Below are 25,804 nucleotides of genomic sequence, written 5' to 3'. Positions count from 1 at the left end.
GTAAACCCGCTCCCACAGGGATCGCGCCGAGACTCAGCTATACAGGAGCCAGCCGAATGAGCGACGCACTGCCAATGTCCCCTGCCGAATTCGAGCAGGCCCTGCGCGCCAAGGGCGCCTACTATCACATTCATCACCCGTACCACGTGGCGATGTACCAGGGTCGCGCCACCCGCGAACAGATCCAGGGCTGGGTGGCCAACCGCTTCTACTACCAGGTCAACATCCCGATGAAGGATGCCGCGATCCTGGCCAACTGCCCGGACCGCGAAGTACGCCGCGAGTGGATCCAGCGCCTGCTCGACCACGATGGCGCGCCCGGCGAGGACGGTGGTATCGAAGCCTGGCTGCGCCTGGGCCAGGCCGTGGGCCTGGCCCCGGACCAGCTGCGCTCCCAGGAGCTGGTACTGCCCGGTGTGCGCTTTGCCGTGGACGCCTACGTCAACTTCGCCCGCCGGGCCAGTTGGCAGGAAGCGGCCAGCAGCTCGTTGACCGAACTGTTCGCCCCGCAGATCCACCAGTCGCGCCTGGACAGCTGGCCGCAGCACTACCCGTGGATCGACCCGGCCGGCTACGAATACTTCCGCACCCGCCTGGGCCAGGCCCGGCGTGACGTGGAGCACGGCCTGGCGATTACCTTGCAGCACTACACCACCCGCGCGGGCCAGGAGCGTATGCTGGAGATACTGCAGTTCAAGCTGGATATTCTCTGGAGCATGCTCGACGCCATGAGCATGGCCTACGAGCTGAACCGCCCGCCCTATCACTCCGTCACCCAGGAACGGGTGTGGCACAAAGGGATCACCCTATGAGTTTCGACCGTAATCAAGTGCCGAACTGGCGCCCCGGCTACCGCTTCCAGTACGAGCCGGCGCAAAAGGGCCATGTGCTGCTGTACCCCGAGGGCATGATCAAGCTCAACGACAGCGCGGCCCTGATCGGTGGTCTGATCGACGGCCAACGCGACGTTGCCGCGATCATCAGCGAACTCGAACAACAGTTCCCCGGTGTCCCGGAAGTGGCCGATGACATCGAGCAGTTCATGGAGGTGGCCCGTGCCGAACACTGGATCGTCCTCGCCTGAGTTATCGCCCACGCCCGCAGTCGGCCTGCCGCTGTGGCTGCTGGCCGAGCTGACCTACCGCTGCCCGCTGCAGTGCCCGTACTGCTCCAACCCGCTGGACTTCGCAGCCCAGGGCCAGGAGCTGAGCACCGCGCAGTGGTTCAAGGTGATGGCCGAAGCCCGGGAAATGGGTGCCGCGCAAATCGGCTTTTCCGGCGGAGAACCGCTGGTACGCCAGGACCTCGCCGAACTGATCGGCGAGGCCCGCCGGCTGGGCTACTACACCAACCTGATCACCTCGGGCATCGGCCTGACCGAAGCGCGCATCGCCGACTTCAAGAAGGCCGGCCTGGACCATATCCAGATCAGCTTCCAGGCCAGCGACGAGCAGGTCAACAACCTGCTGGCCGGCTCGAAGAAGGCCTTTGCGCAAAAGCTGGAAATGGCCCGTGCGGTGAAGGCCCATGGCTACCCGATGGTGCTCAACTTCGTCACCCACCGGCACAACATCGACAAGATCGACCGCATCATCGAGCTGTGCATCGCCCTGGAAGCCGACTTCGTCGAGCTTGCCACCTGCCAGTTCTACGGCTGGGCCCACCTCAACCGGCTGGGCCTGCTGCCGACCCGCGCGCAGCTGGAACGGGCCGAACGCATCACCAACGAGTACCGGGACAAGCTCAAGGCCGAGGGCAACCCGTGCAAGCTGATCTTCGTCACCCCGGACTACTACGAGGAGCGCCCCAAGGCCTGCATGAATGGCTGGGGCAGCCTGTTCCTCACCATCACTCCGGACGGCACCGCCCTGCCCTGCCATGGCGCGCGCCAGTTGCCGGTGCAGTTCCCCAACGTGCGCGACCACGACCTGCACCACATCTGGTACGACTCGTTCGGCTTCAACCGCTTCCGCGGCTATGAGTGGATGCCCGAACCCTGCCGTTCCTGCGACGAGAAGGAAAAAGACTTCGGCGGCTGCCGCTGCCAGGCCTTCATGCTCACCGGCGATGCCAGCAGCGCCGACCCGGTGTGCGCCAAGTCGGCCGACCACGGCATCATCCTCAAGGCCCGCGAGGAGGCGGAAAGCGCCCAGCTCACCATTGAAGAGATGACCTTCCGCAATGAACGAAACTCCCGTGTCATCGTCCGCGGCTGAGTTCAGCGCGGCCCAGGCAGTTGCCGCCGGCACCGACTTCGCCGAACTCAAGGTCAGCGCCGCGGGGCTGTTCTGGAACGAGTTTCGCCCGGCCGATGGTGCCTGTCGCATCTGGCACTGGCAGCACCAGCAGGCCCGCTGCCTGACCCCCGATGGCTTCAGCGTGCGTAGCCGGGTGTACGAATACGGCGGTGGCAGTTTTTGCCTGGGTGGTGACGGGCTACTGTTCGTCAACGAAAAGGACCAGCAGGTCTATACCCAGGCCCTGGAAGGCGCGGTACCGCGCGCCCTGACCGATGATGCCAGCTGCCGCTATGGCGATGTGCAGTGGCACGACGGCCTGGTGCTGGCGGTCGAGGAGCAGCATGGCGAACGGGTCGAGCATCGCCTGGTCGCCCTGGGTGAACAAGCCCGCGAAGTGCTCGCCGAGGGTGCCGACTTCTATGCCTCGCCCACGGTGAGTACCGACAGCCAGCGCTTGGCGTGGGTCGAATGGGACCGCCCGGCACAACCCTGGACCGTCACCAGGCTGATGTGCCGCACACGTGATGCAAGTGGCCACTGGGGGCCCGCGCAATGTGTGGCCGGCGCTGACGAATCGCTGCAGCAGCCGCGCTTCGATAGCGAAGGCCGACTCTACTGCCTGTCCGACCGCAATGGCTTCTGGCAACCCTGGGGCGAGGTCGATGGCTGCTGGCAGGCCCTGCCTGCCGAGCCCGCGGACCACGCTGCGGCACCCTGGCAACTGGGCGCCGGTACCTGGTTGGCGCTGGGGCCACAAAGCTATCTGGCCAGCTGGTTCGAAGACGGCTTCGGGCAACTGGGGCTGCGTACTGCCGATGGTAGCCTGGAGCGTTTCGCCAGCGCCTACACGCGCTTTCGCAGCCTGGCCATGGATGCCGAACACCTGTATGCCATTGCCGCCTCGCCGATCAGCCCGCCGGCGGTCATCGCCATCACCCGCAGCAACCACGAGGTCAACGTATTGGCTGGTGGCGCCGAAGTGCTGCCGGCAAGGCATATCAGCCTGCCGCAATCGATCCACTACGGCAGTGACGGCCACCGCGCCCATGGCTTCTTCTACCCAGCAGCCCGCTCACAAGGGGCCGCGCCGCTGGTGGTGTTCATCCACGGCGGGCCGACTTCGGCCTGTTATCCCGTGCTCGACCCGCGCATCCAGTACTGGACCCAACGCGGCTTCGCCGTCGCTGACCTGAACTACCGGGGCAGCACCGGCTATGGCCGTGAATACCGCCAGGCCTTGCATCTGCGCTGGGGCGAGAGCGATGTGGCCGATGCTTGCGCGGCGGTGGAATACCTGGCCGGACGTGGGCTGATCGACAGCCGCAAGGCGTTCATCCGCGGCGGTAGCGCGGGCGGCTACACCACCCTGTGCGCCCTGGCGTTCCATGATGTGTTCCGCGCTGGCGCCAGCCTGTACGGGGTCAGCGACCCGGTTGCCCTGGGCCGGGCCACCCACAAGTTCGAAGGGGACTACCTGGACTGGCTGATCGGCGACCCGCTGCAGGATGCCGAGCGCTATCGCCAGCGTACGCCGCTGCTGCATGCGGGGCAGATCAAGGTACCGGTGATTTTCTTCCAGGGCGAACTGGATGCGGTGGTGGTGCCGGAGCAGACGCGGTCGATGCTGGCGGCGCTGCAGGCTAACGGGATAGAAGCCGAAGGGCACTTCTATGCGGGGGAGCGTCATGGGTTCCGCAAGGCGGAGAACCTGGCGCATGCGCTGGAAGAAGAATGGAAATTCTATTGCCGGGTGTTGGGGGGCTGAGCATCTTGGGGCTACTTTGCAGCCCAATCGCCGGCAAGCCAGCTCCCACAGGTATTACACAGGCCTTGAGCGTTGCGCAGTCCTGTGGGAGCCCGGCTTGCCGGCGATGAGGCCCTGTTAGGCTAACGCTTGGCGATGATATACACCGCATGCACGATCCCCGGAATATACCCCAGCAAGGTCAGCAAGATATTCAGCCAGAACGCCCCGCCAAACCCCACCTGCAGGAACACGCCCAGCGGTGGCAGGATGATGGCGATGATGATGCGTATAAAGTCCATGCGAGTCTCTCCTGAAGGGGTTACATCAGAGACTAGCCGCCCGCCACAGAGGTTCAACAGGCAAAAAAAACGCCCCGGGCCGAATGAAACAGGCCAAGGGCGATGCGCAGGAACGCCAGACGGTTCGTAGAATTCTCGATGTCACCAGGCCGCTAGGCTGGCATTTCGCGGCGGGCCTGCTGCTGGGCGTGCAGGCGGGCGAAGGCACGGGCCAGGCGCAGCAGCATTTCGTCGATGTTGCCCTTGCTCACGGTCAGCGCTGGTGAAAAACGCACCACATCCGCCTGCGGTGCGTTGAGCAACAGGCCTTCGTGCAGGGCTGCCGCCACCAGCTCGCGGGCCAGGTTTTCTTTCATCTGCAGGGCCCACAGCAGGCCTTGCCCGCGCACTTCGCCCTGGCCATAACGCCCGGCCAGCCGGCTCAGGCCTTCACGCAGGTGGCGGCCGTTGTCCTGCACGTGGACGAAGAAGCCAGGCTCCAGCACGGTATCCAGCACGGCCAGGCCGGCGGCGCACATCAGCGCGTTGCCATGGTGGCTGCCTTCCAGTTCGCCAGGCTCGGCGCAGCACGCCGTGCCCCGGGCCAGCAAGGCCGCCAGCGGCACGCCACCGCCCAGGCCCTTGCCCAGGGTGATGATGTCGGCGCGCACGCCGTAGGTTTCCTCGGCCAGCAGCGCGCCACAGCGGCCGATGCCAGTCTGCACCTCGTCGAGGATCAGCAGGATGCCCAGTTCGCGGCACAGCGTTTCCACACCCTTGAGGTATTCCTGCGTGGCCGGGATGACACCTGCCTCGCCCTGGATCGGCTCGAGCATGATCGCCACGGTGCGCGAGTCCACCTCGGCGTGCAGCGCCGCCAGGTCGTTGAACGGCACCTTGCTGAAGCCCGGCAGGCCCGGCTCGCAGCGGTTGCATGGCAGCGGGTCGGACGCCGACAACGCGCCCAGGCTGCGGCCATGGCAGGCCTGGCTGGCGGTAATGATGTGATAGGCGCCGTTGCGGTGCAGTTGGCCCCACTTGCGCGCCAGCTTGATCGCACCTTCGCAGGCCTCGGCACCGCTGTTGAGCAGGTAGGCCTGGTCGCTGCCGGTGCTCTGGCACAGGCGGTTGACCAGCCCCAGCAGGCCACGGCTGTGGAAGCCCGAGCCCGGGTTGATCAGCGCCTGGGCCTGGTTGCCCAGTGCCTTCACCAGCACACTGGGGCTGTGGCCCAGGCTGTTGACTGCACCACCCTGGGTGAAGTCCAGGTAGGCATGCCCTTCGTTGTCCCACAACCAGGAGCCCTGGCCACGCACGAACACCTGCGCTGCGCGTTCGGTGCTGGGCATCAGGCGCTCACGCGACAGCTGCGGCGCTTCCGGCACGATCACCGGCGCACGCTTGGGCTCGGCGACGGCGGCAGGGGCCGGGCGGCGCAGGTTGAACAGGTTCATCAGGGCTCCAACCAATCACGACAGGGGCGGCCACGGTGCGGTCTGGGTGCCGGCACTCGATATTTTGCCTTGCCTATCAAAAGTGTTTTTCATCCGGGGTAACAATCGATCGATTCATCGCTGTAACCCGTTGGAATACGGCGATAGACTAGGCCTCGCGAGGGTTTTCGACCATTTCGTTTTTCCAGCATTTTCGATAAGTGTCACTTATGGATTTCCGCCAACTGCGTTATTTCGTCGCGGTGTATGAAGAAGGCCACGTGGGCCGCGCCGCCGAGCGCCTGTCGCTGTCCCAGCCAGCGCTTTCCCAGCAGATCCGCCAGCTGGAGCACAGCCTCGACCTGAGCCTGTTCGAACGCAGCAACAAGCGGCTGCTGCCGACTCTGGCCGCCCACACCCTGTACAACCACGCCCTGCCGCTGCTCGACGGGCTGCAGCGAGCCCACGAGGCCATGCGCAACTTCAAGGGCCAGTCGCTGCGTACTTTGGCCATCGGCGTACTGCAGACCGTGCGACCGAGTCTGGTGCCGCAGCTGCTCGAACGCCTGCGCAGGGCACAGCCGCACCTTGTGGTGCAGATCTACGAACTGTCGGGGCTGGAGATCGAACGGCGCTTGCTCAATGGCAGCCTGGACATCGGTATCAGCTACCTGCCGCCACGCCAGCCGGGGCTGCATGGTCTGTTGCTGTACGAAGATGAGCTGCAACTGGTCATCCCCGCTACCCACCCGCTGAAGGACTTCAAGAAGGTGTCCATCCGCCAGGCCGCCGAGCTGCCCATGCTGATGCTGGGCGAGGAGTTCCAGATCCGCCAGATCTGGCAGGCGCAGCTGGCCAGCCAGGGGCGTCGGCCGCAGGTGCAGGCAGAGATGAACAACATGGCGGGGATTCTCGACAGCCTGGCCCATACCGCGCTGGCCACCATCCTGCCGGGGCGGGCCAAGGAGGCCGCCGAGGATGATCAGGGGCTGCTGTGGAAGCCGTTGAGCGAGCCGCGGGTACCGCTGAAGGTTGGCTTGGTGTTCCGCGATGCCCAGCGCCAGCAGGCCTCTGTGGAGCTGCTGCGCACGCTGCTGGAGGAAGAGACGGACGCCCGCCTGTTGGGTGCATCACCGCTGGATGTGCTGGGCTGAAAAACACGCGCACAAAGAAAACCCCGCCGAAGCGGGGTTTTCCAGACTGTTTCCCTGTGACATCCGTATCGCCCCGCCATCCTGGCAGGTGGTCCTTCGTCGTCATCCGTGATCTGTCCTTTGCGCTTCCTGCGCAACGTCCATGTGGTAAAGAATAGCCGTGGATCCAATCTGAGAACAGTGGTGAAAAGTCACCGCGTCGTGTAGGAAAAAGCTTACAAAGGGGATTCATTCCCAAATTTGGCAAATCTGTCGCCTGTACCGGCCCTTTCGCCGGCAAGCCAGCTCCCACAGGTACTGCATATGACTTGAAGCCAATGCGGTCGAGGTGGGAGCTGGCTTGCCGGCGAAAGGGCTGCGTAGCAGCCCCAAAAATGTCAGAACTGCTCGGCATCCAGCAGGTACAACGACTCACTCCCCGCCTTCACCGAAGCCACCAGCGAATCCACCCGCGGCAGCAACCGCGCAAAGTAGAACCGCGCCGTACCCAGCTTGCCCGAATAAAACGCTGCATCCCCCTCACCCGCCTTCGCCGCCCGCGCCATCAATGCCCACATGTAGGCATAGGCGACATAACCAAAGGCATGCAGGTATTCGACCGAAGCCGCGCCAATCTCGTTCGGGTTGCCCTTGGCCTGTTCCAGCACCCACTCGGTCAGCCCGTCGAGTTGATCGAGACCGGCAGCCAACGGCTTGGCAAATTCATCCAGCTCGCTATCCGCGCTGGCAATGAACTGGCGAATCTCGTCGGAGAACAGCCGGTAGTACGCCCCACCACTGGCCACCACCTTGCGCCCCATCAGGTCGAGGGCCTGGATGCCGTTGGTGCCTTCGTAGATCTGCGTGATACGCACATCGCGCACCAGTTGCTCCTGCCCCCATTCGCGAATGTAGCCATGCCCGCCGAACACCTGCTGGCCGTGCACCGCGCACTCCAGGCCCAGGTCGGTTAGGAAAGCCTTGGCCACCGGCGTCAGCAGTGCCACCAGCTCTTCGCTGCGCTTGCGCACGGCGGGGTCTTCGCTGTACTTGGCACTGTCCAGCTGCATGGCCACGTAGCTGGAGAAGGCACGGCCACCCTCGATCAGCGCCTTCATGGTCAGCAGCATGCGGCGCACGTCCGGGTGGACAATGATCGGGTCAGCGGCCTTGTCCTTGGCTTGTGGCCCGGTCGGGGCGCGGCTTTGCAGGCGGTCGCGGGCGTACTCCACGGCATTCTGGTAGGAGCGCTCGGCCGAAGCCAGGCCCTGGATACCAACACCCAGGCGCTCGTAGTTCATCATGGTGAACATGGCCGCCAGGCCCTTGTTCGGCTCACCGACGATATAGCCGACCGCTTCGTCGAAGTTCATCACGCAAGTGGCCGAGGCCTGGATGCCCATCTTGTGCTCGATCGAGCCACAGGTGGCCGGGTTGCGCGCCCCCAGGCTGCCGTCTTCATTGACCAGGTACTTCGGCACCAGGAACAGCGAAATGCCTTTCGGCCCCGCCGGTGCGTCCGGCAGCTTGGCCAGCACCAGGTGGATGATGTTCTCGGTCAGGTCGTGCTCGCCGCCGGTGATGAAAATCTTGGTACCGCTGACCTTGTAGCTGCCGTCGGCCTGGGGCTCGGCCTTGGTGCGGATGATGCCCAGGTCGGTACCGGCGTGCGGCTCGGTCAGGCACATGGAACCGGCCCACACGCCGGCGTACATGTTCGGCAGGTACTTTTCCTTCAGCGCTTCACTGGCGTGGGCATTGATCGACAGGCAGGCGCCGGCAGTCAGCATCGGGTACAGGCCGAAGGACAGGCTGGAGGCGTTGACCATTTCCTCGACCTGGGCCGAGATGACCTTGGGCATGCCCATGCCGCCGAACAGCGGGTCGCCGCCCACGCCCACCCAACCGCCTTCGGCATAGGTATTGTAGGCCTCGATGAAACCGGCCGGTGTGCGCACTGCGCCGTTGTCCCAGTGGCAGCCCTCTTCATCCGCGGCGCGGCTGAGCGGCGCAATGGATCTGGCAGTGACCTTGCCGGCTTCTTCCAGCACCGCCATGGCCGTGTCGGCATCGACAACCTCGGCCAGCCCGGGCAGCTGCGCCCACTGCTCGGCCACGTTGAAGACTTCATTCAGTACGAAGCGCATGTCGCGCAGGGGCGCTTTATATTCAGCCATGACAACCTCTCGCTAGTCGGGTCGGGGCGGTCTCGGGGAACCGCGACACTGGGTTGCAGGCAGTGTAACCGAACAACTTTTACGAGACATAGGGTCATCACTAGACCGTGCAGTCTATTTTGGTCACGCCGTGCGCACTGCCCCTCGCTGCGATTGTTGCCCATGCACCATGACACAATTGCGCCCCGCGCCCTTGGCGCTGTACAGCGCCTGGTCGGCGGATTTCAGCACGGCTTCGGGGTTACGATGATCGGCCTGGCGCTCGGCCACGCCGATGCTGATGGTGACCGACACCGTGCCGCCACTGCTGCCCGCCCGCCGTTGGCGCCCGGTGGTATCGTCCTGCGGGCGGTTGTGCTGGTCGCGCAGGTGCATCACGTAGTTGGCGATCACTTCGCGCACAGCCTCCACGTGAGGCACGCATTCCTCGGCGGTCTTGCCGGCAAACACCAGGGCGAATTCCTCGCCGCCATAGCGGTAGGCGCGGCCACCCCCGGTGACCTTGGACAGGCGGCTGGCAACCAGGCGCAGCACCTGGTCGCCGACGTCGTGGCCGTGGGTGTCGTTGAATTTCTTGAAGTGGTCGACATCGGTCATGGCGATCACATAGTTGCGCCCCAGGCGCTGCATGCGCTCGTTCAGCGCACGGCGCCCCGGCAGGCCGGTCAGCTCGTCGCGGAAGGCCATCTGGTAGGCCTCGTGCGCCACCGCTGCGGCGATCATCAGCATTACCTGGCTGCACATGATGTTCAGGGTGAACGGCAGGATGAAGGTTTGCGGCAGCATCCAGAAGATGCCCAGCAGGCCCATCACCTGCGCAGCGTGCAGCGGCCGTGGCGCACGCAGGTATTGCACCACCAGCAGGATGCATACGCCGAGGAACAGCGGGTAGACCATCTGGATCAGGCTCATCCACTGGCCATGCAAGGTTGGCCAGCGGATTTCCGCCAACCAGGTCAGCAGCGCTTCGGGGTAGCTTTGCTCCAGGGCCACTGCCACGCTGCCCACGGCAAACAGCACGGCGCCACGGGCGACCAGGTCCTGCAGCAGGTGGGTGCGCTCCTGCCAGGCACCATACAGCCCGAACAGGGTGGGCAGCAGCAGGCACACCAGGTGGAAGATCACCGCCGCGTCCTCGCGCACGCGGCCATGGTCACGGTAGAAGTCGGTCTGGGTGTCGAGCAGGTAGTAGGCGATGTACACCGTGAGCATCAGGAACAGCTCGCGCTGACGACGGTACACCGCACAGTAGGCTCCGCCCAGCAGCAGGACCAAGGTGGGCAGGACGTTGAACAGCGATGTGAAAAAGACACTGAGGTCTCTCACATAGGCCGCGGCGAGGCCTGCCAGCAAAAGAATCAGCGAAGGCAGGAAGTGGCTCGCGCGAACAGCGTTAAAACGAAACAAGGGTAATCTCCAACCCGGCAGATCAATGGTGGCATTGTGCCCTTACTTCATCGGCAGTGCACATGAACAGTTGAATATGCGGATGGAATGAACAGGAAATTCCGGCGTGCACGCGATCATTGTGGGAGCGGCCTTGCGTCGCGAAAGGGGCGCGAAGCGGCCCCAGCTTTTTGTATCACAGCCGAAATTGCCGGGGTTGCTACGCAACCCTTTCGCGACGCAAGGCCGCTCCCACAGGGGATAGCGTTCAGCTTTCCAGAATGTAAAAACCCGCCTGCCGGTGAGGGCAGGCGGGTTTGGTTTACAGCGGCAGGATCAGTACGACAGGCCGAAGTGCTCTTCGTCCATAGCCATCAGGTTGTTGGCACCCGACAGCATGGTCGCCACGTGGGTACGGGTACGCGGCAGGATGCGCTGGAAGTAGAAGCGCGCGGTCTGCAGCTTGGCGGTGTAGAACGCTTCTTCGCTGGTGCCAGCAGCCAGTTTCTCGGCCGCCAGGCGGGCGATGTCGGCCCAGAAGTAGGCCAGGCAGGCATAGCCGGAATACATCAGGTAATCGACCGAGGCCGCACCTACTTCTTCGCGGTCCTTCATGGCGGCCATACCCACTTTCATGGTCAGCTCGCCCCATTCCTTGTTCAGCGCCGCCAACGGTTCGACGAACTCCTTGACCGCTTCGTTGCCTTCCTGGGCCTGGCAGAACTTGTGCACGATCTTGGTGAAGCCCTTCAGCGCTTCGCCCTGGGTCATCAGCACCTTGCGGCCGAGCAGGTCCAGGGCCTGAATGCCGGTGGTGCCTTCGTACAGCATGGAAATGCGGCTGTCGCGCACGTTCTGCTCCATGCCCCATTCGGCGATGAAGCCGTGTCCACCGTAGATCTGCACGCCGTGGTTGGCGGCTTCGAAGCCGACCTCGGTCATGAACGCCTTGGCGATCGGGGTCAGGAACGCCAGCAGGGCATCGGCCTTCTTGCGCTCTTCTTCATCCTGGCTGTACTTGACGATGTCCACCTGCTTGGCAGTGAAGTACACCATCGCGCGGTTGCCTTCGGCGAAGGCCTTCATGGTCAGCAGCATGCGACGCACGTCCGGGTGGACGATGATCGGGTCAGCAGCCTTGTCCGGTGCTTTCGGGCCGGTCAGGGAACGCATCTGCAGGCGCTCACGGGCGTACTTCAGGCCACCCTGGAACGCTACTTCGGCGTGGGCCAGGCCTTGCAGCGCGGTACCCAGGCGAGCGGTGTTCATGAAGGTGAACATGCAGTTCAGGCCTTTGTTGGCCGGGCCGATCAGGTAGCCGGTAGCGCCGTCGAAGTTCATCACGCAGGTGGCGTTGCCGTGGATACCCATCTTGTGTTCGATCGAGCCGCAGCTCACGCCATTGCGCTCGCCCACACCGCCTTCGGCGTTGGGCAGGAACTTCGGCACGATGAACAGCGAGATGCCCTTGGTGCCAGCCGGTGCGTCCGGCAGGCGGGCCAGGACGATATGGACAATGTTGTCGGCCATGTCGTGCTCACCGGCCGAAATGAAGATCTTGGTGCCCGACACCTTGTAGCTGCCGTCGGCCTGTGGCTCGGCCTTGGTGCGCAGCATGCCCAGGTCGGTACCGCAGTGCGGCTCGGTCAGGCACATGGTGCCGGTCCACTCGCCGGATACCAGCTTGGTCAGGTAGGTGTGCTGCTGCTCGGCGGTGCCGTGCGCAGAGATGGTGTTCATCGCGCCGTGCGACAGGCCCGGGTACATGCCCCACGACCAGTTCGAACCGCCGACCATTTCGCTCAGGGCCAGGCCCAGCGACTCCGGCAGGCCCTGGCCGCCGTGCTCGACGTCATGCGCCAGGCTCGGCCAGCCGCCTTCGACGAACTGCTGGTAGGCCTCTTTGAAGCCGGTAGGGGTTTTCACGCCCGATTCGCTCCAGGTGCAACCTTCCTGGTCACCCACGCGGTTCAGCGGCGACAGCACCTGCTCACAGAACTTCGCGCCTTCTTCGAGGATCGCGTCGACCATGTCGGGCGTGGCGTCCTGGCAACCCGGCAGGCTCTGATAGTGCGCCTCATAGCCGAGCAGCTCGTCGCGAACGAAGCGGATATCACGCAAGGGGGCTTTGTAATCAGGCATTGCGATGAACCTCTAGGTGAGTTCTGTGGGGTGACCCGCACTTGGCGGCCGTCGATCAAACAGTTGTTTGAAACTTACGTTTAGCTCCGCCTTATGTCAAGGATGGACTATGGTGCCATTTACGCCACGAAAAATGGCAAAAGCGCCAAGCCATGATATGTACCCCTGTGGGAGCGGGTTTACCCGCGAATGGGCCAGCCCGGAAAACAGAGGTGTCCGGGCGGACGCATTCGCGGGTAAACCCGCTCCCACAGGGATAGCGTTAGGTTCGGAAAGGCCGCCGTATCAGGCGTAGGTGTCGATGATCCGGCCGAGCATTTCGTCGGATGCCTTGGCGACCTTTGCGCCAAGTTCGACTTCAAGTTTGCCCACGGCCAGCTGCACGGTGCTGGTGGCCAGGTCCATCTGCTGGCTGCGGTCGACCGCGCGCAGGCGTTCGGCCTGAAAATCGCTGGACTGGCTGGTGGCGCTACGTTCGGCGGTGGTGCTGGCGATCTGGCTGGCGGCCTGATCGACGCGGTTCTGGCCGGTCTGGATTGCGCTCAGGCCCGCATAGTAGGCGGAGCTACCGGTGATTTCCATGTCAGGACTCCATTGACGCTGGATGACGAACAGGCCCAATTAAAGCAGGCCAGGGGTGAAAAGGCCCGTTTAAATCCCTAATGGCCTGGTGCCATTTGATAGGCCTTGGGTATTCCTGTACCGGCCTCTTCGCGGGTAAACCCGCTCCCACAGGTACTGCACAAGTCTCAAAAACTGAGGAGATCCTGTGGGAGCGGGTTTACCCGCGAAAGGGCCGAGCCTGGAAACGGCTAATCCAGCAGATCCAGCTGAAGGTGTTCAGCCACCATGTCGGCACTGGCCTGCTTCAATTTGGGCACCCGCCCCAAACATGGCGCTGGCAAACGCTCGGCCAGACTGGCCAGGTTCTCTTCCAGTCGCGAAGTACGCGGCTCGATGATGTTCGCCACCCATCCCGCCAATTGCAGCCCGTCACGCTCGATTGCCTCAGCACTTAGCAAGGCATGGCTGATACAGCCGAGCCGCACACCGACCACCAGAATCACCGGCAACCGCAGGGCCACCGCAAGGTCGGAAAGATTTTCCAGCCCCGACAACGGCACGCGCCAGCCACCGGCCCCCTCGATCAGGGTGAAGTCGGCATTTTGTTGCAGCACATTGCGCATCGCCGCCAACAGTTCCGGCACGGCAAGCGTTACCCCCGCCTCGCGCGCTGCCACATGGGGTGCGATAGCCGGTTCGAAGGCAAACGGGTTGACCTGCTCGTAGTTCAGCTTGATCGTGCTTTCATCGATCAGCGCCTGAGCGTCACTGTTGCGCAAGCCTTTCGGTGTCATCGTGCAACCGGAGGCCACCGGCTTGGCCCCCAGCGTGCTCATGCCCTGCAACCGTGCCGCATGCAACAGCCCGGCAGCGATGGTGGTCTTGCCAACATCGGTATCGGTACCGGCAATGAAATAGGCCTGGCTCATCTCGCTCCCCTTACACCTGTGGCTTGCGCAACAAACCATAGACCACCTGATAGGTGGCTGGCAGCCCCTCAGGCTGGCGAAATGCCTCATAAGCCTGCAGCAGGCCCTGCATGCGTGCCCGACCAGTAAGCCCGGAAGGTCGGCCAGGGTTCAGGTTGTGGGCACCGAGGGCCTTGAGTTCATGGGTCAGGCTGCGTACATCCGGGTAGTGCAGCACGTGCGGGCAGCGCTGCAGCCCAAGCTGTTCGAAGCCGCTGGCTGCGCACAGGCGCTGATAGTCCTCGAAACGGCGGAAGCGGTTCACATGCACCAGGCCATCCACCGCCTGCCAACTGGCGCGCAGTTCATCGAGGGTACCCACACACAGGCTGCTGAAGGCCAGCACGCCGCCCGGGCGCAGCACTCGCAGCGCTTCTGCCAGCACACTGGCGAACTGGTCGCACCACTGCACGGCCAGGCTGGTGAACACCAGGTCGACGCTGGCATCACGCAGCGGCAAACGCTCGGCGTCACCGGCCACGTGATAGAGCGCCCCGCCCTGTTCGTTGCGGGCATGGCACAACATGCCCTCGGCGATATCCACCGCCACACCGCTGGCCTGGGTGAAACGCTCGGCCAGCGCCCGGCTGAAATGGCCGGTGCCGCTGCCCAGGTCCAGCCAGCGCGACGGCTGCAGGCCTTCCGGCAACTGCTCCAGCAAGCTCGAACCCACCGCGCGCTGCAAGGCTGCCACGCTGTCGTAACTGGCTGCGGCGCGGGAGAACGAGGCCGCTACCTGGCGCTTGTCGGGCAGCGCACCGGGCAGGGTCGGACGGGAAAGGTCAGTCATCGCCACTCTCATGCAGAAAACTCTTGATGCCCGCCGCCAGTTCCTGCGGGTACTCCAGCAGGAACGCGTGGGAACTGTCTTCGACCAGGCCCACTTCCACATCGGGCAGCAGCTCGCTCAGCGCTTTTGCCGCCTCTGCCGGCACCAGCGCATCGCTGCCGGCGAACAGGTGCAACTGCGGGCCACCGTAGGCCTGCAATGCTTCGCGGGTGTCCAGCTTGGCCAGCACCTCAAGGCCGGTGGCCAGGTACAGCGGGTCGGTGTCCGGTACGCCGACACCCAGCTGGCGCAGCAGGGTGCGCGGTTGCAGGGCACCGTCGCTGCACAAGGTACGGAAGCGCTTCAGGGTGACCTGGGTATGGCTGCGGCAGCCGTCGAGGAAGGTGCCGAAAGTGTCTTCGGCCATGCCGTGGGGCCAGTCGGGGCGAGCCACGAAACTGGGGTTGCTGGCCAGGGTCAGCAGGCCGCAGCAATGGTCGCCGCGCTTGTGCGCCAGCGCGCTGGCCAGCATGCCGCCTAACGACCAGCCGCCCAGCCAGACATCGCTCGGCAGCTTGCGGTCGAGGTGGTCGACCCAGGCCTGCACATCGCTGTGGGCCAGTTCCGGCAAGGGCATCAGTTCTACCTGCAGGCGAGCGTCCTGGGCACGCAGGCTGGCGGCCAGCGGCTCCAGAGAAGCAGTGCCCAGGCCCCAGCCGGGCAACAGAACAAGTCGATTACGCATCGGCGCTCTCCAACTGTGGATAACACTCGGCCAATGCATTCAACAATAGCTGCACCTGCGCCTCGCTGTGCGCGGCGCTCAATGTCACCCGCAGGCGTGCGCTGCCCGCCGGCACGGTGGGCGGGCGGATGGCCGTCACCAGCAAGCCGCGCTCGCGCAACATGCGTGACAGGCGCAGGGCCTGCGCGCTGTCACCGATGACGATCGGCTGGATCGGCGTCGGGCTGTCCATCAATGCCAGGCCGATCTGCTGCGCGCCTTCACGGAACTGGCGGATCAGCGCGGCCAGGTGCTCGCGGCGCCAGGCCTCGCGGCGCAGCAGTTCCAGGCTCTTGAGGGTGGCGCAGGCCAGCGCCGGTGGCTGGCTGGTGGTGTAGATGTACGGGCGGGCGAACTGCACCAGCGCCTCGATCAGCTCTTCGCTGCCGGCCACAAAAGCGCCAGCGGTACCACAGGCCTTGCCCAGCGTACCGATCAACACCGGCACATCTTCAACGCCCAGGCCGAAGTGCTCGACGATACCGCCGCCCTGAGTGCCGAGGGTGCCCAGGCCATGGGCATCATCGACCATCAGCCAGGCACCGCGGGCGCGGGCGACATCGGCCAGCGCCGGCAGGTCGGCCAGGTCGCCGTCCATGCTGAACACGCCATCGGTCACTACCAGGGTATTGCCGACGGCCTTGTCCAGGCGGCTGGCCAGGCTGGCCGGGTCGTTGTGCAGGTAGCGGTTGAAACGGGCGCCGCTGAGCAACCCACCATCCAGCAGCGAAGCGTGGTTCAGGCGGTCCTGCAGCACCGTGTCGCCCTGCCCCACCAGCGCGGTGATGGCGCCCAGGTTGGCCATGTAGCCGGTGGAGAACAGCAGCGCACGAGGGCGCCCGGTGAGTTCGGCCAAGGCCTCTTCCACCTGGTGGTGCGGCGTACTGTGGCCGATCACCAGGTGCGAGGCACCGCCACCGACACCCCAGCGCTCGGCGCCGGCCTGCCAGGCGGCAATCACCTCGGGGTGGTTGGCCAGGCCCAGGTAGTCATTGCTGCAGAAGGCCAGCAAGCGCTGGCCATCGACCACCACTTCCGGCCCCTGCGGGCTTTCCAGCAGTGGCCGCTGCCGATACAGGTCTGCGGCGCGCCGTTCGGCCAGGCGCGCCGCCAGGTCGAAGGCCATTTCAGGCTGTCGCGGCGTTGTAGAACATCTCGCTGCTGCGCTGCTCGACCAGCGCCTGCTCGATGGCCGCCTGGTGCACTTCGTCGGCGTGCTCTTCACGCGCTTCGGGCTTGATGCCCAGGCGTGCGAACAGCTGCATGTCCTTGTCGGCCTGCGGGTTGGCGGTGGTCAGCAGTTTTTCGCCGTAGAAGATCGAGTTGGCGCCGGCCATGAAGGCCAGGGCCTGCATCTGCTCGTTCATCTGCTCGCGGCCGGCGGACAGGCGCACGTGCGACTTGGGCATGAGGATACGGGCCACGGCCAGCATGCGGATGAAGTCGAACGGGTCGACGTCCTCTTCCTCGGCCAGCGGCGTGCCGGCCACCTTGACCAGCATGTTGATCGGCACCGATTCCGGGTGCTCGGGCAGGTTGGCCAGCTGGATCAGCAGGCCGGCGCGGTCGTCCAGCGACTCACCCATGCCGAGGATGCCGCCGGAGCAGATCTTCATCCCGGCATCGCGCACGTAGGCCAGGGTCTGCAGGCGCTCGCTGTAGGTGCGGGTGGTGATGATGCTGCCGTAGAACTCCGGCGAGGTATCGAGGTTGTGGTTGTAGTAGTCCAGGCCGGCCTGGGCCAGGGCCTTGGTCTGCTCCTGGTCGAGCTTGCCGAGGGTCATGCAGGTTTCCAGGCCCATGGCCTTGACGCCTTTGACCATCTCCAGCACGTAGGGCATGTCTTTGGCCGACGGGTGCTTCCACGCCGCGCCCATGCAGAAGCGGGTAGAACCGATGGCTTTGGCGCGGGCGGCTTCTTCCAGCACCTTCTGCACTTCCATCAGCTTCTGTTTTTCCAGCCCGGTGTTGTAGTGGCCGGACTGTGGACAATATTTGCAATCTTCCGGGCAGGCGCCGGTCTTGATCGACAGCAGGGTCGAAACCTGCACGCGGTTCGGGTCGAAATGCGCCCGGTGCACGGTCTGCGCCTGGAACAGCAGGTCATTGAATGGTTGCTGGAACAGCGCCTTGACCTCGGCCAGGGACCAGTCGTGACGTGTTGTTGCAGTTGTGCTGGCGCTCATTGGCGTTTCCTTGTTTAGGCTGAAGCAGGCGCCGGGACAGGAAAGCCCGCCAGCGCATCACGGATAGCTCGCATAGTCATGGAAGGCCTATGAACTGTCAACCACACTGGAAAAGACTGGTTTACAAGTGCTCACTTATTAACCAATCGTGTTTGCTGTGCGATGACCCTGCCGAGCAGGCCTACCCGCTGTGCGTCGCCTGCGAGCAGGAACTGCCCTGGCTGGGCGATCATTGCCTGCGCTGCGCCCTGCCGTTGCCCATGGCCGGCCTGACTTGCGCCCAGTGCCAGCGCCGCGCACCGGCCTTCGAGCAGGTGCTTGCACTGTGGCATTTCGGCTTTCCGGTGGACACGCTGATCAGCCGTTTCAAGCACAACCGCCAGTGGCCCTTGGGGCGCCTGATGGCCGAATTGCTCGCGCATGGGCTGCTGCACCGCTTTACCGAAGGGCTGCCGCGCCCCGACCTGTTGTTGCCTGTACCCTTGGCCAGACGTCGACTACGGGAGCGTGGGTTCAACCAGGCGGGGATGCTCGGGCGCTGGCTGTCGTCGCAGGTGGGGGTACGTTGCGACGAGCGGTTGCTGCTGCGCACACGGGAGACACCTGCGCAGCAACAACTGGACGCCAAGGCCAGGCGACGCAACTTGCGCCTGGCGTTTACCGTCACGGGCAAGCTGACGGGCAAACACGTCGCCATTGTCGATGACGTGTTGACCACCGGTGCGACCGCGCAGGCGGTTGCCCAAGTGCTGCGCAAGGCCGGTGCGCGGCGGGTGGATGTGTATTGCCTGGCGCGCACGCCCAAGCCGGGGTATGTATGACGTGTGGGAGCGGCCTTGTGTCGCGAAAGGGCTGCGTAGCAGCCCCAGGATCTCTGCCACGGCAAAAATCGCTGGGGCTGCTACGCAGCCCTTTCGCGACACAAGGCCGCTCCCACACAAGCTACACTTCGCTGCCACTTACAATGACCGAATGCCCATGTCCCTGCCCCCCCACCTCACCCAGCACATCGCCCGCCGCCCCCAGCGCATCGCGCTGCTGCAGCACATTGCCGAAGAAGGTTCGATCACCCGCGCCGCCAAGGCTGCGGGCATCAGCTACAAGGCCGCCTGGGACGCCATCGACGAACTCAACAACCTGGCCAGCCAGCCCCTCGTCGAGCGCAGTACCGGCGGGCGTGGCGGCGGTGGTGCCCGTCTGTCGCCAGAAGGCCAGCGGGTGCTGCGCCTGTATCAGAGGCTGCAGGCCCTTCAGGCGCAAATCCTCGAAGCGGCCGAGGAGTCGAGCGACCTCGACCTGCTCGGCCGGCTGATGCTGCGTACCAGCGCGCGCAACCAGTTGCAGGGCCAGGTCAGCGGCCTGCGCCGCGAGGGACGGCATGATCGCGTCAGCCTGGCGTTGGGTGGCGGGTTGGAGATCGAGGCATTGATCACCCACGACAGCACCGCACGGCTGGAGCTGACGCTGGGGACGACGGTAGTGGCGCTGCTCAAGGCGGGGTGGGTGAGGTTGCTGGCCGACGAGGAACAGGCCGAAGCGGGGAGTAACTGCCTGCGGGCGACAGTGGAGGAAGTGCTAGCGGAGGCTGATGGGCCTGGTGAGGTCCGGTTGGCGTTGGGGAATGGGCAGACGTTGTGTGCGTTTGCCGAGACGGATTGGTTGGCTGGCCAGCGGGTGACAGCAGGCAGTTCGGTGCGGGTTCAATTTCATCCCTCTTATGTATTGCTTGGGATTCCTGCATAGCCTGGCCGCCAGGGAAACGATGCACCTGTGGGAGCGGGTTTACCCGCGAAGAGGCCGGTACAGGCATAACGCGCTACCATGGCCCCCACGCCGCCTACCCCCGGAGCCACCATGTCCCACCCCTTCGACACCCTCACCCCCGACCTGGTCCTGGACGCCGTGGAAAGCCTGGGCTTTCTCAGCGATGCCCGGGTGCTGGCGCTGAACAGCTACGAAAACCGCGTCTACCAGGTGGGCATCGAGGGCGCGCAACCGCTCATCGCCAAGTTCTACCGCCCAGGCCGCTGGAGCGACGCGGCCATCCTCGAAGAGCACAGCTTCACCGCCGAACTGGCCGACTGCGAAGTGCCGGTGGTCGCCCCGCTGCAGCACGACGACCGCACCCTGTTCGAACACCAGGGCTTCCGCTTCACCCTGTTCCCCCGCCGCGGCGGCCACGCGCCAGAGCCGGGCAACCTCGACCAGCTCTACCGCCTCGGCCAGTTGCTCGGCCGCCTGCACGCCGTGGGCGCCAGCAAACCGTTCGAGCACCGCGAAGCGCTGGCTGTGGACAACTTCGGCCATGCATCGCTGAATACCCTGCTGGAAGGCGACTTCGTCCCCCGCGAACTGCTGCCAGCGTTCGAATCGGTAGCTCGCGACCTGCTCAAGCGGGTGGAGGACATCTATGCCCGCACGCCGCACCAGCTCATCCGCCTGCATGGCGACCTGCACCCCGGCAACCTGATGCACCGCGACGAGGTGTACCACGTGGTCGACCTCGACGACTGCCGCATGGGCCCGGCGGTGCAGGACCTGTGGATGATGCTGGCCGGCAGCCGCGAGGAGCGCCTGGGGCAACTGGCCGAACTGATCGACGGCTACAACGAGTTCCACGACTTCGACCCGCGCGAGCTGGCGCTGATCGAACCCCTGCGCGCCCTGCGCCAGCTGCACTACAGCGCCTGGCTGGCGCGGCGCTGGGACGACCCGGCATTCCCGCCGAGCTTCCCCTGGTTCGGCCAGCCACGCTACTGGGGAGACCAGATTCTCGCCCTGCGCGAGCAAATGGCCGCACTGGATGAAGCGCCGCTGAAATTGTTCTAGAAGCACGCCCGCCTCTGTCTACAATAGGCGTCGCTTTATTTAGCTACCTAAGCAAGGATTCTGCATGCACGCTGCAAACCCGCGTCGCGGGTACCTACTGGGCCTCAGCGCCTACATCATCTGGGGGCTGTTCCCCCTGTACTTCAAGGCAATCCAGAGCGTCCCGGCGGTGGAGATCATTGTCCACCGGGTGCTCTGGTCGGCTTTGTTCGGCTCGTTGCTGCTACTGGTATGGAAACACCCAGGCTGGTGGCGTGAACTGCGTGACAACCCGCGCCGGCTGGGCATCCTGGCCCTGAGCGGGGCGCTGATCGCCGGCAACTGGCTGACCTACGTATGGTCGGTGAACAACGGGCGCATGCTCGAGGCCAGCCTTGGTTACTACATCAACCCACTGATCAATGTGCTGCTGGGCATGCTGATTCTCGGCGAGCGCCTGCGGCGCCTGCAGTGGCTGGCAGTGGCCATGGCCGCCGTGGGTGTGGCCCAGCAGGTGTGGCAGGTGGGCAGCCTGCCGTGGGTATCGCTGGTGCTGGCGCTGAGCTTCGGCTTCTATGGGCTGATTCGCAAACAGGCACCAGTGGCGGCACTGCCAGGCCTGGTGGTGGAAACCTGGATGCTGGTACCGCTGGCCCTTGGCTGGCTGTTGCTGCACCCGGCGGCGACAAGTGCCCAGGGCGCGTTCTACACCAGCAGCGAAGCGTTGTGGCTGATGGCTGCGGGGCCGGTGACACTGGTGCCGCTGGTGTGCTTCAACGCTGCCGCGCGGCACTTGCCGTACACCACGCTGGGCTTCCTGCAGTACCTGGCGCCGACCCTGGTGCTGCTGCAGGCGGTACTGCTGTTCGATGAGCACTTGTCGTCGAGTAACTTGATGGCGTTCATGTTCATCTGGGCAGGTTTGGCGATTTACAGCGTCGATGCGTGGGTCAGTTTGCGCAAGCGCAGCTGATCAAAAAATGACCATAACTCTGCCGGCCTTGTGATTCGTGGCCTGCAGAGACATCTCCAAAGGTTATCCACACCCTCGTCCCCGTGCTTTGTGCACAAGCTGCTGATTTTTGGGTGTTTTTTGATCAAAGCCGTGTAAGGCGCGCGCCGTCTGGGCTGGAGAGGGGAACCCCCAGGTTATCCACAGGGCCTTCCCCGTGATATCGGGATAACCGCAGGGGGCTGCTTTGCAGCCCTTTCGCCGGCAAGCCAGCTCCCACAGGGATAGCGCATGGCTTGAGGTCAATGCGGTCGAGGTGGGAGCTGGCTTGCCGGCGAAAAGGCCGCAACGCGGCCCCGGCAATCTCGGATCAATCCTCCGGCCGCAGCTTCAACTCCACCATCAAGTCGTCCGCCAGGCTCTCCAGCTTCTGCTGCAAATCCTCCAGCGACAGGGTCAACGGCAATGCCAGCAAGGCATCGGCATGGAACAGCGGCTCGCTGCTCATGGGCGCCGGCCGCACCTCAGTGGTAAACCGCTCAAGGTTCACCCCCAGGTCCGCCAGCAAGCGGGTGATATCACGCACGATCCCCGGCCGGTCATTACCTACCAGCTCCATGGCAATCGGCTTCCAGGTACACGACGGCTCGATGCCGCTCTCGGCAATCAGCACGCGAATGTCATATCGGACCAACCCCTGCAGCGAAGCCACCAGCTCGTCGTAGTTTTCCGCCGGCACCGCCACCCGCAGGATGCCGGCAAACTGCCCGGCCATGCGCGACATGCGGCTCTCCAGCCAGTTGCCACTGTGGTCGGCGATGCACTGGGCAATGCGCTCGACCTGGCCGGCCTTGTCAGGGGCAATCACAGTCAGTACAAGATGATCCACAAGCCCTTCCTCGTGTCGGACCGCGCCGTGCGGCAGAAAATCGGGGGATCGACTCAGTATAGGCAAGGCGCGGCAACCTGCCGCAGGGCAATCCGCATAACGAATCGTGTACTGTTTCAAGATTTATCTGGAACAATCCACCTGTTTTTTGCGAACATACTCACTCCCAGCGTGACCATACGCGACCAACGGGTCGCATAACGGCGCTTTTAGTCTGATTTTGCCCCGCCTACTGCTTCATGTAGTATCCCGTGGCGCGGACTACAAAACGTCGTTTGGATGTCTGCCAAGGCGCCTGTGAAAATACGCACACTGTCTGCCAGCCGGTCTGGCAGGCCGCACCCAGCCGCGCTCGGGGCTTTACTCGGGGGCATGCACTGGTGCCGTGTTTAGAGAAGCGCTACAGGCTTAATACAGAAGAGCGAAATAGCTGAGCAGAGTGAGGCAAGCAATGACTGGATACGTTCAAGTCGGTGGCCTTCAGGTCGCCAAGGTCCTGTACGACTTCGTGAACAACGAAGCCATCCCAGGGACCGGCATCGTCGCCGAGCAGTTCTGGGCCGGTGCAGAGAAGATCATCAATGACCTCGCTCCAAAGAACAAAGCCCTGCTCGCCAAGCGCGACGAGCTGCAAGCCAAGATCGACGCCTGGCACCAGGCACGCAAAGGCCAGGCCCACGACGCCGTAGCCTACAAAGCATTCCTCCAGGAAATCGGCTACCTGCTGCCACAAGCCGACGATTTCCAGGCCACCACCCAGAACGTGGACGAAGAAATCGCCCACATGGCCGGCCCGCAGCTGGTCGTACCGGTGATGAACGCCCGCTTCGCCCTGAACGCCGCCAACGCCCGTTGGGGTTCGCTGTACGACGCGCTGTATGGCACCGATGCCATCAGCGATGAAGGCGGCGCCGAGAAAGGCCAAGGCTACAACAAGGTACGTGGCGACAAGGTCATCGCCTTCGCCCGCGCCTTCCTCGACGAAGCCGCGCCACTGGCGGCCGGCTCGCACGTCGACTCCACCGGCTACCGCATCGAAGGCGGCAAGCTGGTAGTTGCCCTGAAAGGTGGCAGCAACAGCGGCCTGCGTGACGACGCCCAGCTGATCGGCTTCCATGGCGATGCCGCCGCGCCGACTGCCGTGCTGCTCAAGCACAACGGCCTGCACTTCGAGATCCAGGTCGATGCCAGCACCCCGGTCGGCAGCACCGACGCCGCCGGCGTGAAAGACATCCTGATGGAATCGGCGCTGACCACCATCATGGACTGCGAAGACTCGGTTGCCGCCGTCGACGCCGACGACAAGGTGATCGTCTACCGCAACTGGCTGGGCCTGATGAAAGGCGACCTGGCCGAAAGCGTGAGCAAGGGTGGCAAGACCTTCACCCGCACCATGAACCCGGACCGCGAGTACGCCGCGCCCAACGGCGGCAGCGTGACCCTGCACGGCCGTTCGCTGCTGTTCGTGCGCAACGTTGGCCACCTGATGACCAACCCGGCGATCCTCGACGCCCAAGGCAACGAAATCCCCGAAGGCATCCAGGACGGCCTGTTCACCAACCTGATCGCCCTGCACAACCTCAATGGCAACACCAGCCGCAAGAACACCCGCAGCGGCAGCGTGTACATCGTCAAGCCGAAGATGCACGGCCCGGAGGAAGTAGCCTTCGCCGCCGAGATCTTCAGCCAGGTCGAAGACCTGCTGGGCATGAAGCGTAACACCGTCAAGGTCGGCATCATGGACGAGGAGCGCCGTACCACGGTCAACCTCAAGTCGTGCATCAAGGCCGCAGCCGAGCGCGTGGTGTTCATCAACACCGGCTTCCTCGACCGCACCGGCGATGAAATCCACACCTCGATGGAAGCCGGCGCCGTGGTGCGCAAGGGCGCCATGAAGAACGAGAAGTGGATCGGTGCCTACGAGAACAACAACGTCGACGTCGGCCTGGCCACCGGCCTGCAAGGCCGTGCGCAGATCGGCAAAGGCATGTGGGCCATGCCCGACCTGATGGCGGCCATGCTCGAGCAGAAGATCGCCCACCCGCTGGCCGGTGCCAACACCGCCTGGGTGCCGTCGCCGACCGCCGCCACCCTGCATGCCCTGCACTACCACAAGGTGGACGTACAGGCGCGTCAGCGTGAACTGGCTTCGCGCACCCCGGCGTCGGTGGACGATATCCTTTCCATCCCGCTGGCCGCCGACACCAACTGGTCGGCCGAAGAGATCCGCAACGAACTGGACAACAACGCCCAGGGCATCCTCGGCTACGTGGTGCGCTGGATCGACCAGGGTGTGGGTTGCTCGAAGGTGCCAGACATCAACAACGTCGGCCTGATGGAAGACCGCGCCACCCTGCGCATTTCGGCCCAGCTGCTGGCCAACTGGCTGCGCCATGGCGTGGTCAGCCAGGAGCAGGTGCTGGAAAGCCTCAAGCGCATGGCCGTGGTGGTCGACCAGCAGAACGCCGGCGACGCTCTGTATCGCCCGATGGCACCGAACTTCGACGACAACGTCGCGTTCCAGGCTGCGGTAGAGCTGGTGGTGGAAGGTGGCAAGCAGCCGAACGGCTATACCGAGCCGGTACTGCACCGCCGTCGCCGCGAGTTCAAGGCGCGTAACGGATTGTAAGCGACATCTGCGACAGGGGGCCGCTTTGCGGCCCAATCGCCGGCAAGCCAGCTCCCACAGGGACTGCACAGGCCTCAAACGCTGTGCGGTCCCTGTGGGAGCTGGCTTGCCGGCGATGAGGCCGGAACAGGCTCCTCAGCTAACCGATCTGCAGTTCTTTCTTCACCAGCTCCAGCAGCCTGTCCAGATCGACCGGCTTCAGCAGAAAATCCACAACCCCCAGGTGCATCACGTCCACCGCCTCTTTCACATCGGTGTCGCCCGACACCACGATGATCGACAACGCCGCCCGTTCCGACTCGCGAATCTGCCGGATCAGGTCCAGGCCATCCTCGGGCTGCATGCGCAAATCCGTAATCATCAAGCCAATCCGTTGCTGGTAGTGCAGGTATAGCCTGGCTTCCTCGGCCCCATCCGCTCCGACACAGTCAATCCCCCGGCTTTTCAGGTACAGGATCAGCGCCTCACGGTTCACTGCATTGTCATCCACCACCAGCACCAGTGGCTTGGCTGCCACAGGCGCACTTACGACTGCCAATGCCTCGCGCTCGGCGTCGCTCAGGATGTCGTGTTGCTCAGGCATGCTCATCTCGTCAAAAAAATTCCGCTTCAGCATTAGGACCGCAGAACTTGCGTAACCCGGTTGGCCTTTCGTCGGGTCTTTGACAGGGGCGCTCATAGACTTACGTCCAATGGGCACCACCCCGCCGCAAGCCGAC

At 64.2% G+C, this 25,804-nt stretch carries 23 protein-coding genes; 10 read left to right on the top strand and 13 right to left on the bottom strand.

Features of this window, described 5'->3' with window-relative positions; genetic code table 11:
- The first annotated feature begins 56 nt into the window (after positions 1-56).
- From pqqC to RYH74_RS18000, 4 genes are read left to right on the top strand one after another with little or no spacing between them, the layout of a single operon-like run.
- Positions 57-812, top strand: a complete 756-nt coding sequence (gene pqqC / locus RYH74_RS18015) for a pyrroloquinoline-quinone synthase PqqC (RefSeq protein ID WP_085600080.1) — start codon at positions 57-59, stop codon at positions 810-812.
- A complete protein-coding gene (pqqD, locus tag RYH74_RS18010) occupies positions 809-1,084 on the top strand; it encodes a pyrroloquinoline quinone biosynthesis peptide chaperone PqqD (RefSeq protein WP_046614433.1) in 276 nt (91 codons plus the stop codon). Before pqqC ends, pqqD begins: the two co-directional genes overlap by 4 nt.
- Positions 1,056-2,216: a pyrroloquinoline quinone biosynthesis protein PqqE gene (gene pqqE, locus RYH74_RS18005; RefSeq protein WP_317409854.1), complete on the top strand. Its 1,161-nt coding sequence runs from the start codon at positions 1,056-1,058 to the stop codon at positions 2,214-2,216. Before pqqD ends, pqqE begins: the two co-directional genes overlap by 29 nt.
- Entirely contained in the window at positions 2,182-4,005 is a 1,824-nt protein-coding gene (locus RYH74_RS18000; RefSeq protein WP_317409853.1) for a S9 family peptidase, read from the top strand. The genes pqqE and RYH74_RS18000 overlap by 35 nt, the downstream gene beginning before the upstream one ends.
- A gap of 122 nt (positions 4,006-4,127) precedes the next feature.
- Here RYH74_RS18000 and RYH74_RS17995 read toward each other — a convergent pair whose 3' ends face one another.
- Together RYH74_RS17995 and RYH74_RS17990 are read right to left on the bottom strand one after the other, a co-directional pair.
- The gene (locus RYH74_RS17995; RefSeq protein ID WP_009681539.1) at positions 4,128-4,286 is read right to left on the bottom strand and encodes a YqaE/Pmp3 family membrane protein; all 159 of its coding nucleotides are present in this window, start codon (positions 4,284-4,286) and stop codon (positions 4,128-4,130) included.
- 152 nt (positions 4,287-4,438) lie between these two features.
- Positions 4,439-5,719 (bottom strand): aspartate aminotransferase family protein, encoded by a 1,281-nt coding sequence (locus tag RYH74_RS17990; RefSeq protein WP_317409852.1) that lies wholly within the window; start codon positions 5,717-5,719, stop codon positions 4,439-4,441.
- A 209-nt stretch (positions 5,720-5,928) separates the two neighbouring features.
- Between RYH74_RS17990 and RYH74_RS17985 the strand changes: the two genes are divergently transcribed.
- Entirely contained in the window at positions 5,929-6,852 is a 924-nt protein-coding gene (locus tag RYH74_RS17985) for a LysR family transcriptional regulator (RefSeq protein WP_004375209.1), read from the top strand.
- Positions 6,853-7,229: 377 nt separating this feature from the next.
- On the opposite strand, the gene RYH74_RS17980 is transcribed toward RYH74_RS17985, so the two are convergent.
- From RYH74_RS17980 to bioB, 9 genes are all read right to left on the bottom strand, one after another.
- Positions 7,230-9,008 carry an acyl-CoA dehydrogenase C-terminal domain-containing protein gene (locus tag RYH74_RS17980; protein ID WP_317409851.1) on the bottom strand — a complete coding sequence of 593 codons (1,779 nt, stop codon included), beginning with the start codon at positions 9,006-9,008 and terminating at the stop codon, positions 7,230-7,232.
- A gap of 123 nt (positions 9,009-9,131) precedes the next feature.
- Positions 9,132-10,415, bottom strand: coding sequence for a GGDEF domain-containing protein (locus RYH74_RS17975; RefSeq protein ID WP_317409850.1), 1,284 nt, complete (start codon positions 10,413-10,415; stop codon positions 9,132-9,134).
- Between the two features lie 315 nt (positions 10,416-10,730).
- On the bottom strand, positions 10,731-12,536 hold the full coding sequence (locus RYH74_RS17970) for a phenylacyl-CoA dehydrogenase (RefSeq protein WP_025337435.1): 1,806 nt from the start codon (positions 12,534-12,536) through the stop codon (positions 10,731-10,733).
- 285 nt (positions 12,537-12,821) lie between these two features.
- A complete protein-coding gene (locus RYH74_RS17965; RefSeq protein ID WP_003258614.1) occupies positions 12,822-13,118 on the bottom strand; it encodes a hypothetical protein in 297 nt (98 codons plus the stop codon).
- Between the two features lie 230 nt (positions 13,119-13,348).
- Positions 13,349-14,029 carry a dethiobiotin synthase gene (bioD, locus tag RYH74_RS17960; RefSeq protein WP_286100899.1) on the bottom strand — a complete coding sequence of 227 codons (681 nt, stop codon included), beginning with the start codon at positions 14,027-14,029 and terminating at the stop codon, positions 13,349-13,351.
- 10 nt (positions 14,030-14,039) lie between these two features.
- A complete protein-coding gene (gene bioC / locus RYH74_RS17955) occupies positions 14,040-14,858 on the bottom strand; it encodes a malonyl-ACP O-methyltransferase BioC (protein WP_075044392.1) in 819 nt (272 codons plus the stop codon).
- Positions 14,851-15,582, bottom strand: coding sequence for an alpha/beta fold hydrolase (locus RYH74_RS17950; RefSeq protein ID WP_054573687.1), 732 nt, complete (start codon positions 15,580-15,582; stop codon positions 14,851-14,853). Before RYH74_RS17950 ends, bioC begins: the two co-directional genes overlap by 8 nt.
- Positions 15,575-16,747 carry an 8-amino-7-oxononanoate synthase gene (gene bioF / locus RYH74_RS17945; protein ID WP_196179157.1) on the bottom strand — a complete coding sequence of 391 codons (1,173 nt, stop codon included), beginning with the start codon at positions 16,745-16,747 and terminating at the stop codon, positions 15,575-15,577. Before bioF ends, RYH74_RS17950 begins: the two co-directional genes overlap by 8 nt.
- A 1-nt stretch (position 16,748) precedes the next feature.
- Positions 16,749-17,807, bottom strand: coding sequence for a biotin synthase BioB (gene bioB / locus RYH74_RS17940; RefSeq protein ID WP_013970556.1), 1,059 nt, complete (start codon positions 17,805-17,807; stop codon positions 16,749-16,751).
- A gap of 89 nt (positions 17,808-17,896) precedes the next feature.
- On the opposite strand from bioB, the gene RYH74_RS17935 reads away from it, so the two are divergent.
- The 4 genes from RYH74_RS17935 (at position 17,897) to rarD (ending at position 21,588) form a co-directional block, all read left to right on the top strand.
- Positions 17,897-18,628, top strand: a complete 732-nt coding sequence (locus RYH74_RS17935) for a ComF family protein (protein WP_317409849.1) — start codon at positions 17,897-17,899, stop codon at positions 18,626-18,628.
- A 157-nt stretch (positions 18,629-18,785) separates the two neighbouring features.
- The gene (locus RYH74_RS17930) at positions 18,786-19,550 is read left to right on the top strand and encodes a TOBE domain-containing protein (protein WP_317409848.1); all 765 of its coding nucleotides are present in this window, start codon (positions 18,786-18,788) and stop codon (positions 19,548-19,550) included.
- Positions 19,551-19,661: 111 nt separating this feature from the next.
- Positions 19,662-20,636 carry a serine/threonine protein kinase gene (locus tag RYH74_RS17925; protein WP_317409847.1) on the top strand — a complete coding sequence of 325 codons (975 nt, stop codon included), beginning with the start codon at positions 19,662-19,664 and terminating at the stop codon, positions 20,634-20,636.
- Positions 20,637-20,700: 64 nt separating this feature from the next.
- Positions 20,701-21,588, top strand: a complete 888-nt coding sequence (gene rarD / locus RYH74_RS17920; RefSeq protein ID WP_075044385.1) for an EamA family transporter RarD — start codon at positions 20,701-20,703, stop codon at positions 21,586-21,588.
- A 349-nt stretch (positions 21,589-21,937) separates the two neighbouring features.
- Here rarD and RYH74_RS17915 read toward each other — a convergent pair whose 3' ends face one another.
- A complete protein-coding gene (locus RYH74_RS17915) occupies positions 21,938-22,456 on the bottom strand; it encodes a glycine cleavage system protein R (protein WP_085591348.1) in 519 nt (172 codons plus the stop codon).
- A 451-nt stretch (positions 22,457-22,907) separates the two neighbouring features.
- Here RYH74_RS17915 and RYH74_RS17910 point away from each other — a divergent pair, with 451 nt between their 5' ends.
- The gene (locus RYH74_RS17910) at positions 22,908-25,085 is read left to right on the top strand and encodes a malate synthase G (protein ID WP_085618463.1); all 2,178 of its coding nucleotides are present in this window, start codon (positions 22,908-22,910) and stop codon (positions 25,083-25,085) included.
- A gap of 139 nt (positions 25,086-25,224) precedes the next feature.
- On the opposite strand, the gene RYH74_RS17905 is transcribed toward RYH74_RS17910, so the two are convergent.
- Complete coding sequence (locus tag RYH74_RS17905) at positions 25,225-25,764, bottom strand: response regulator (RefSeq protein ID WP_286100890.1); 540 nt, start codon at positions 25,762-25,764, stop codon at positions 25,225-25,227.
- Positions 25,765-25,804 lie beyond the last annotated feature (40 nt).

Source organism: Pseudomonas sp. LSJ-87 (genome assembly GCF_032971465.1).
GTDB classification, from domain to species: Bacteria; Pseudomonadota; Gammaproteobacteria; order Pseudomonadales; family Pseudomonadaceae; genus Aquipseudomonas; species Aquipseudomonas putida_Z.
The sequence above is the reverse complement of the archived record's forward strand: the minus strand, read 5'-3'. Positions and strand labels throughout refer to the sequence as shown.

Excerpts from the sequence above, each read along its gene's own strand:
- pqqC (WP_085600080.1), top strand. The coding sequence starts at position 57 with ATGAGCGACGCACTGCCAATGTCCCCTGCCGAATTCGAGCAGGCCCTG.
- pqqD (WP_046614433.1), top strand. The coding sequence starts at position 809 with ATGAGTTTCGACCGTAATCAAGTGCCGAACTGGCGCCCCGGCTACCGC.
- RYH74_RS18000 (WP_317409853.1), top strand. The coding sequence starts at position 2,182 with ATGAACGAAACTCCCGTGTCATCGTCCGCGGCTGAGTTCAGCGCGGCC.
- RYH74_RS17995 (WP_009681539.1), bottom strand. The coding sequence starts at position 4,286 with ATGGACTTTATACGCATCATCATCGCCATCATCCTGCCACCGCTGGGC.
- RYH74_RS17990 (WP_317409852.1), bottom strand. The coding sequence starts at position 5,719 with ATGAACCTGTTCAACCTGCGCCGCCCGGCCCCTGCCGCCGTCGCCGAG.
- RYH74_RS17985 (WP_004375209.1), top strand. The coding sequence starts at position 5,929 with ATGGATTTCCGCCAACTGCGTTATTTCGTCGCGGTGTATGAAGAAGGC.
- RYH74_RS17980 (WP_317409851.1), bottom strand. The coding sequence starts at position 9,008 with ATGGCTGAATATAAAGCGCCCCTGCGCGACATGCGCTTCGTACTGAAT.
- RYH74_RS17970 (WP_025337435.1), bottom strand. The coding sequence starts at position 12,536 with ATGCCTGATTACAAAGCCCCCTTGCGTGATATCCGCTTCGTTCGCGAC.
- RYH74_RS17965 (WP_003258614.1), bottom strand. The coding sequence starts at position 13,118 with ATGGAAATCACCGGTAGCTCCGCCTACTATGCGGGCCTGAGCGCAATC.
- bioD (WP_286100899.1), bottom strand. The coding sequence starts at position 14,029 with ATGAGCCAGGCCTATTTCATTGCCGGTACCGATACCGATGTTGGCAAG.
- bioC (WP_075044392.1), bottom strand. The coding sequence starts at position 14,858 with ATGACTGACCTTTCCCGTCCGACCCTGCCCGGTGCGCTGCCCGACAAG.
- RYH74_RS17950 (WP_054573687.1), bottom strand. The coding sequence starts at position 15,582 with ATGCGTAATCGACTTGTTCTGTTGCCCGGCTGGGGCCTGGGCACTGCT.
- bioF (WP_196179157.1), bottom strand. The coding sequence starts at position 16,747 with ATGGCCTTCGACCTGGCGGCGCGCCTGGCCGAACGGCGCGCCGCAGAC.
- bioB (WP_013970556.1), bottom strand. The coding sequence starts at position 17,807 with ATGAGCGCCAGCACAACTGCAACAACACGTCACGACTGGTCCCTGGCC.
- RYH74_RS17935 (WP_317409849.1), top strand. The coding sequence starts at position 17,897 with ATGAACTGTCAACCACACTGGAAAAGACTGGTTTACAAGTGCTCACTT.
- RYH74_RS17930 (WP_317409848.1), top strand. The coding sequence starts at position 18,786 with ATGTCCCTGCCCCCCCACCTCACCCAGCACATCGCCCGCCGCCCCCAG.
- RYH74_RS17925 (WP_317409847.1), top strand. The coding sequence starts at position 19,662 with ATGTCCCACCCCTTCGACACCCTCACCCCCGACCTGGTCCTGGACGCC.
- rarD (WP_075044385.1), top strand. The coding sequence starts at position 20,701 with ATGCACGCTGCAAACCCGCGTCGCGGGTACCTACTGGGCCTCAGCGCC.
- RYH74_RS17910 (WP_085618463.1), top strand. The coding sequence starts at position 22,908 with ATGACTGGATACGTTCAAGTCGGTGGCCTTCAGGTCGCCAAGGTCCTG.
- RYH74_RS17905 (WP_286100890.1), bottom strand. The coding sequence starts at position 25,764 with ATGAGCGCCCCTGTCAAAGACCCGACGAAAGGCCAACCGGGTTACGCA.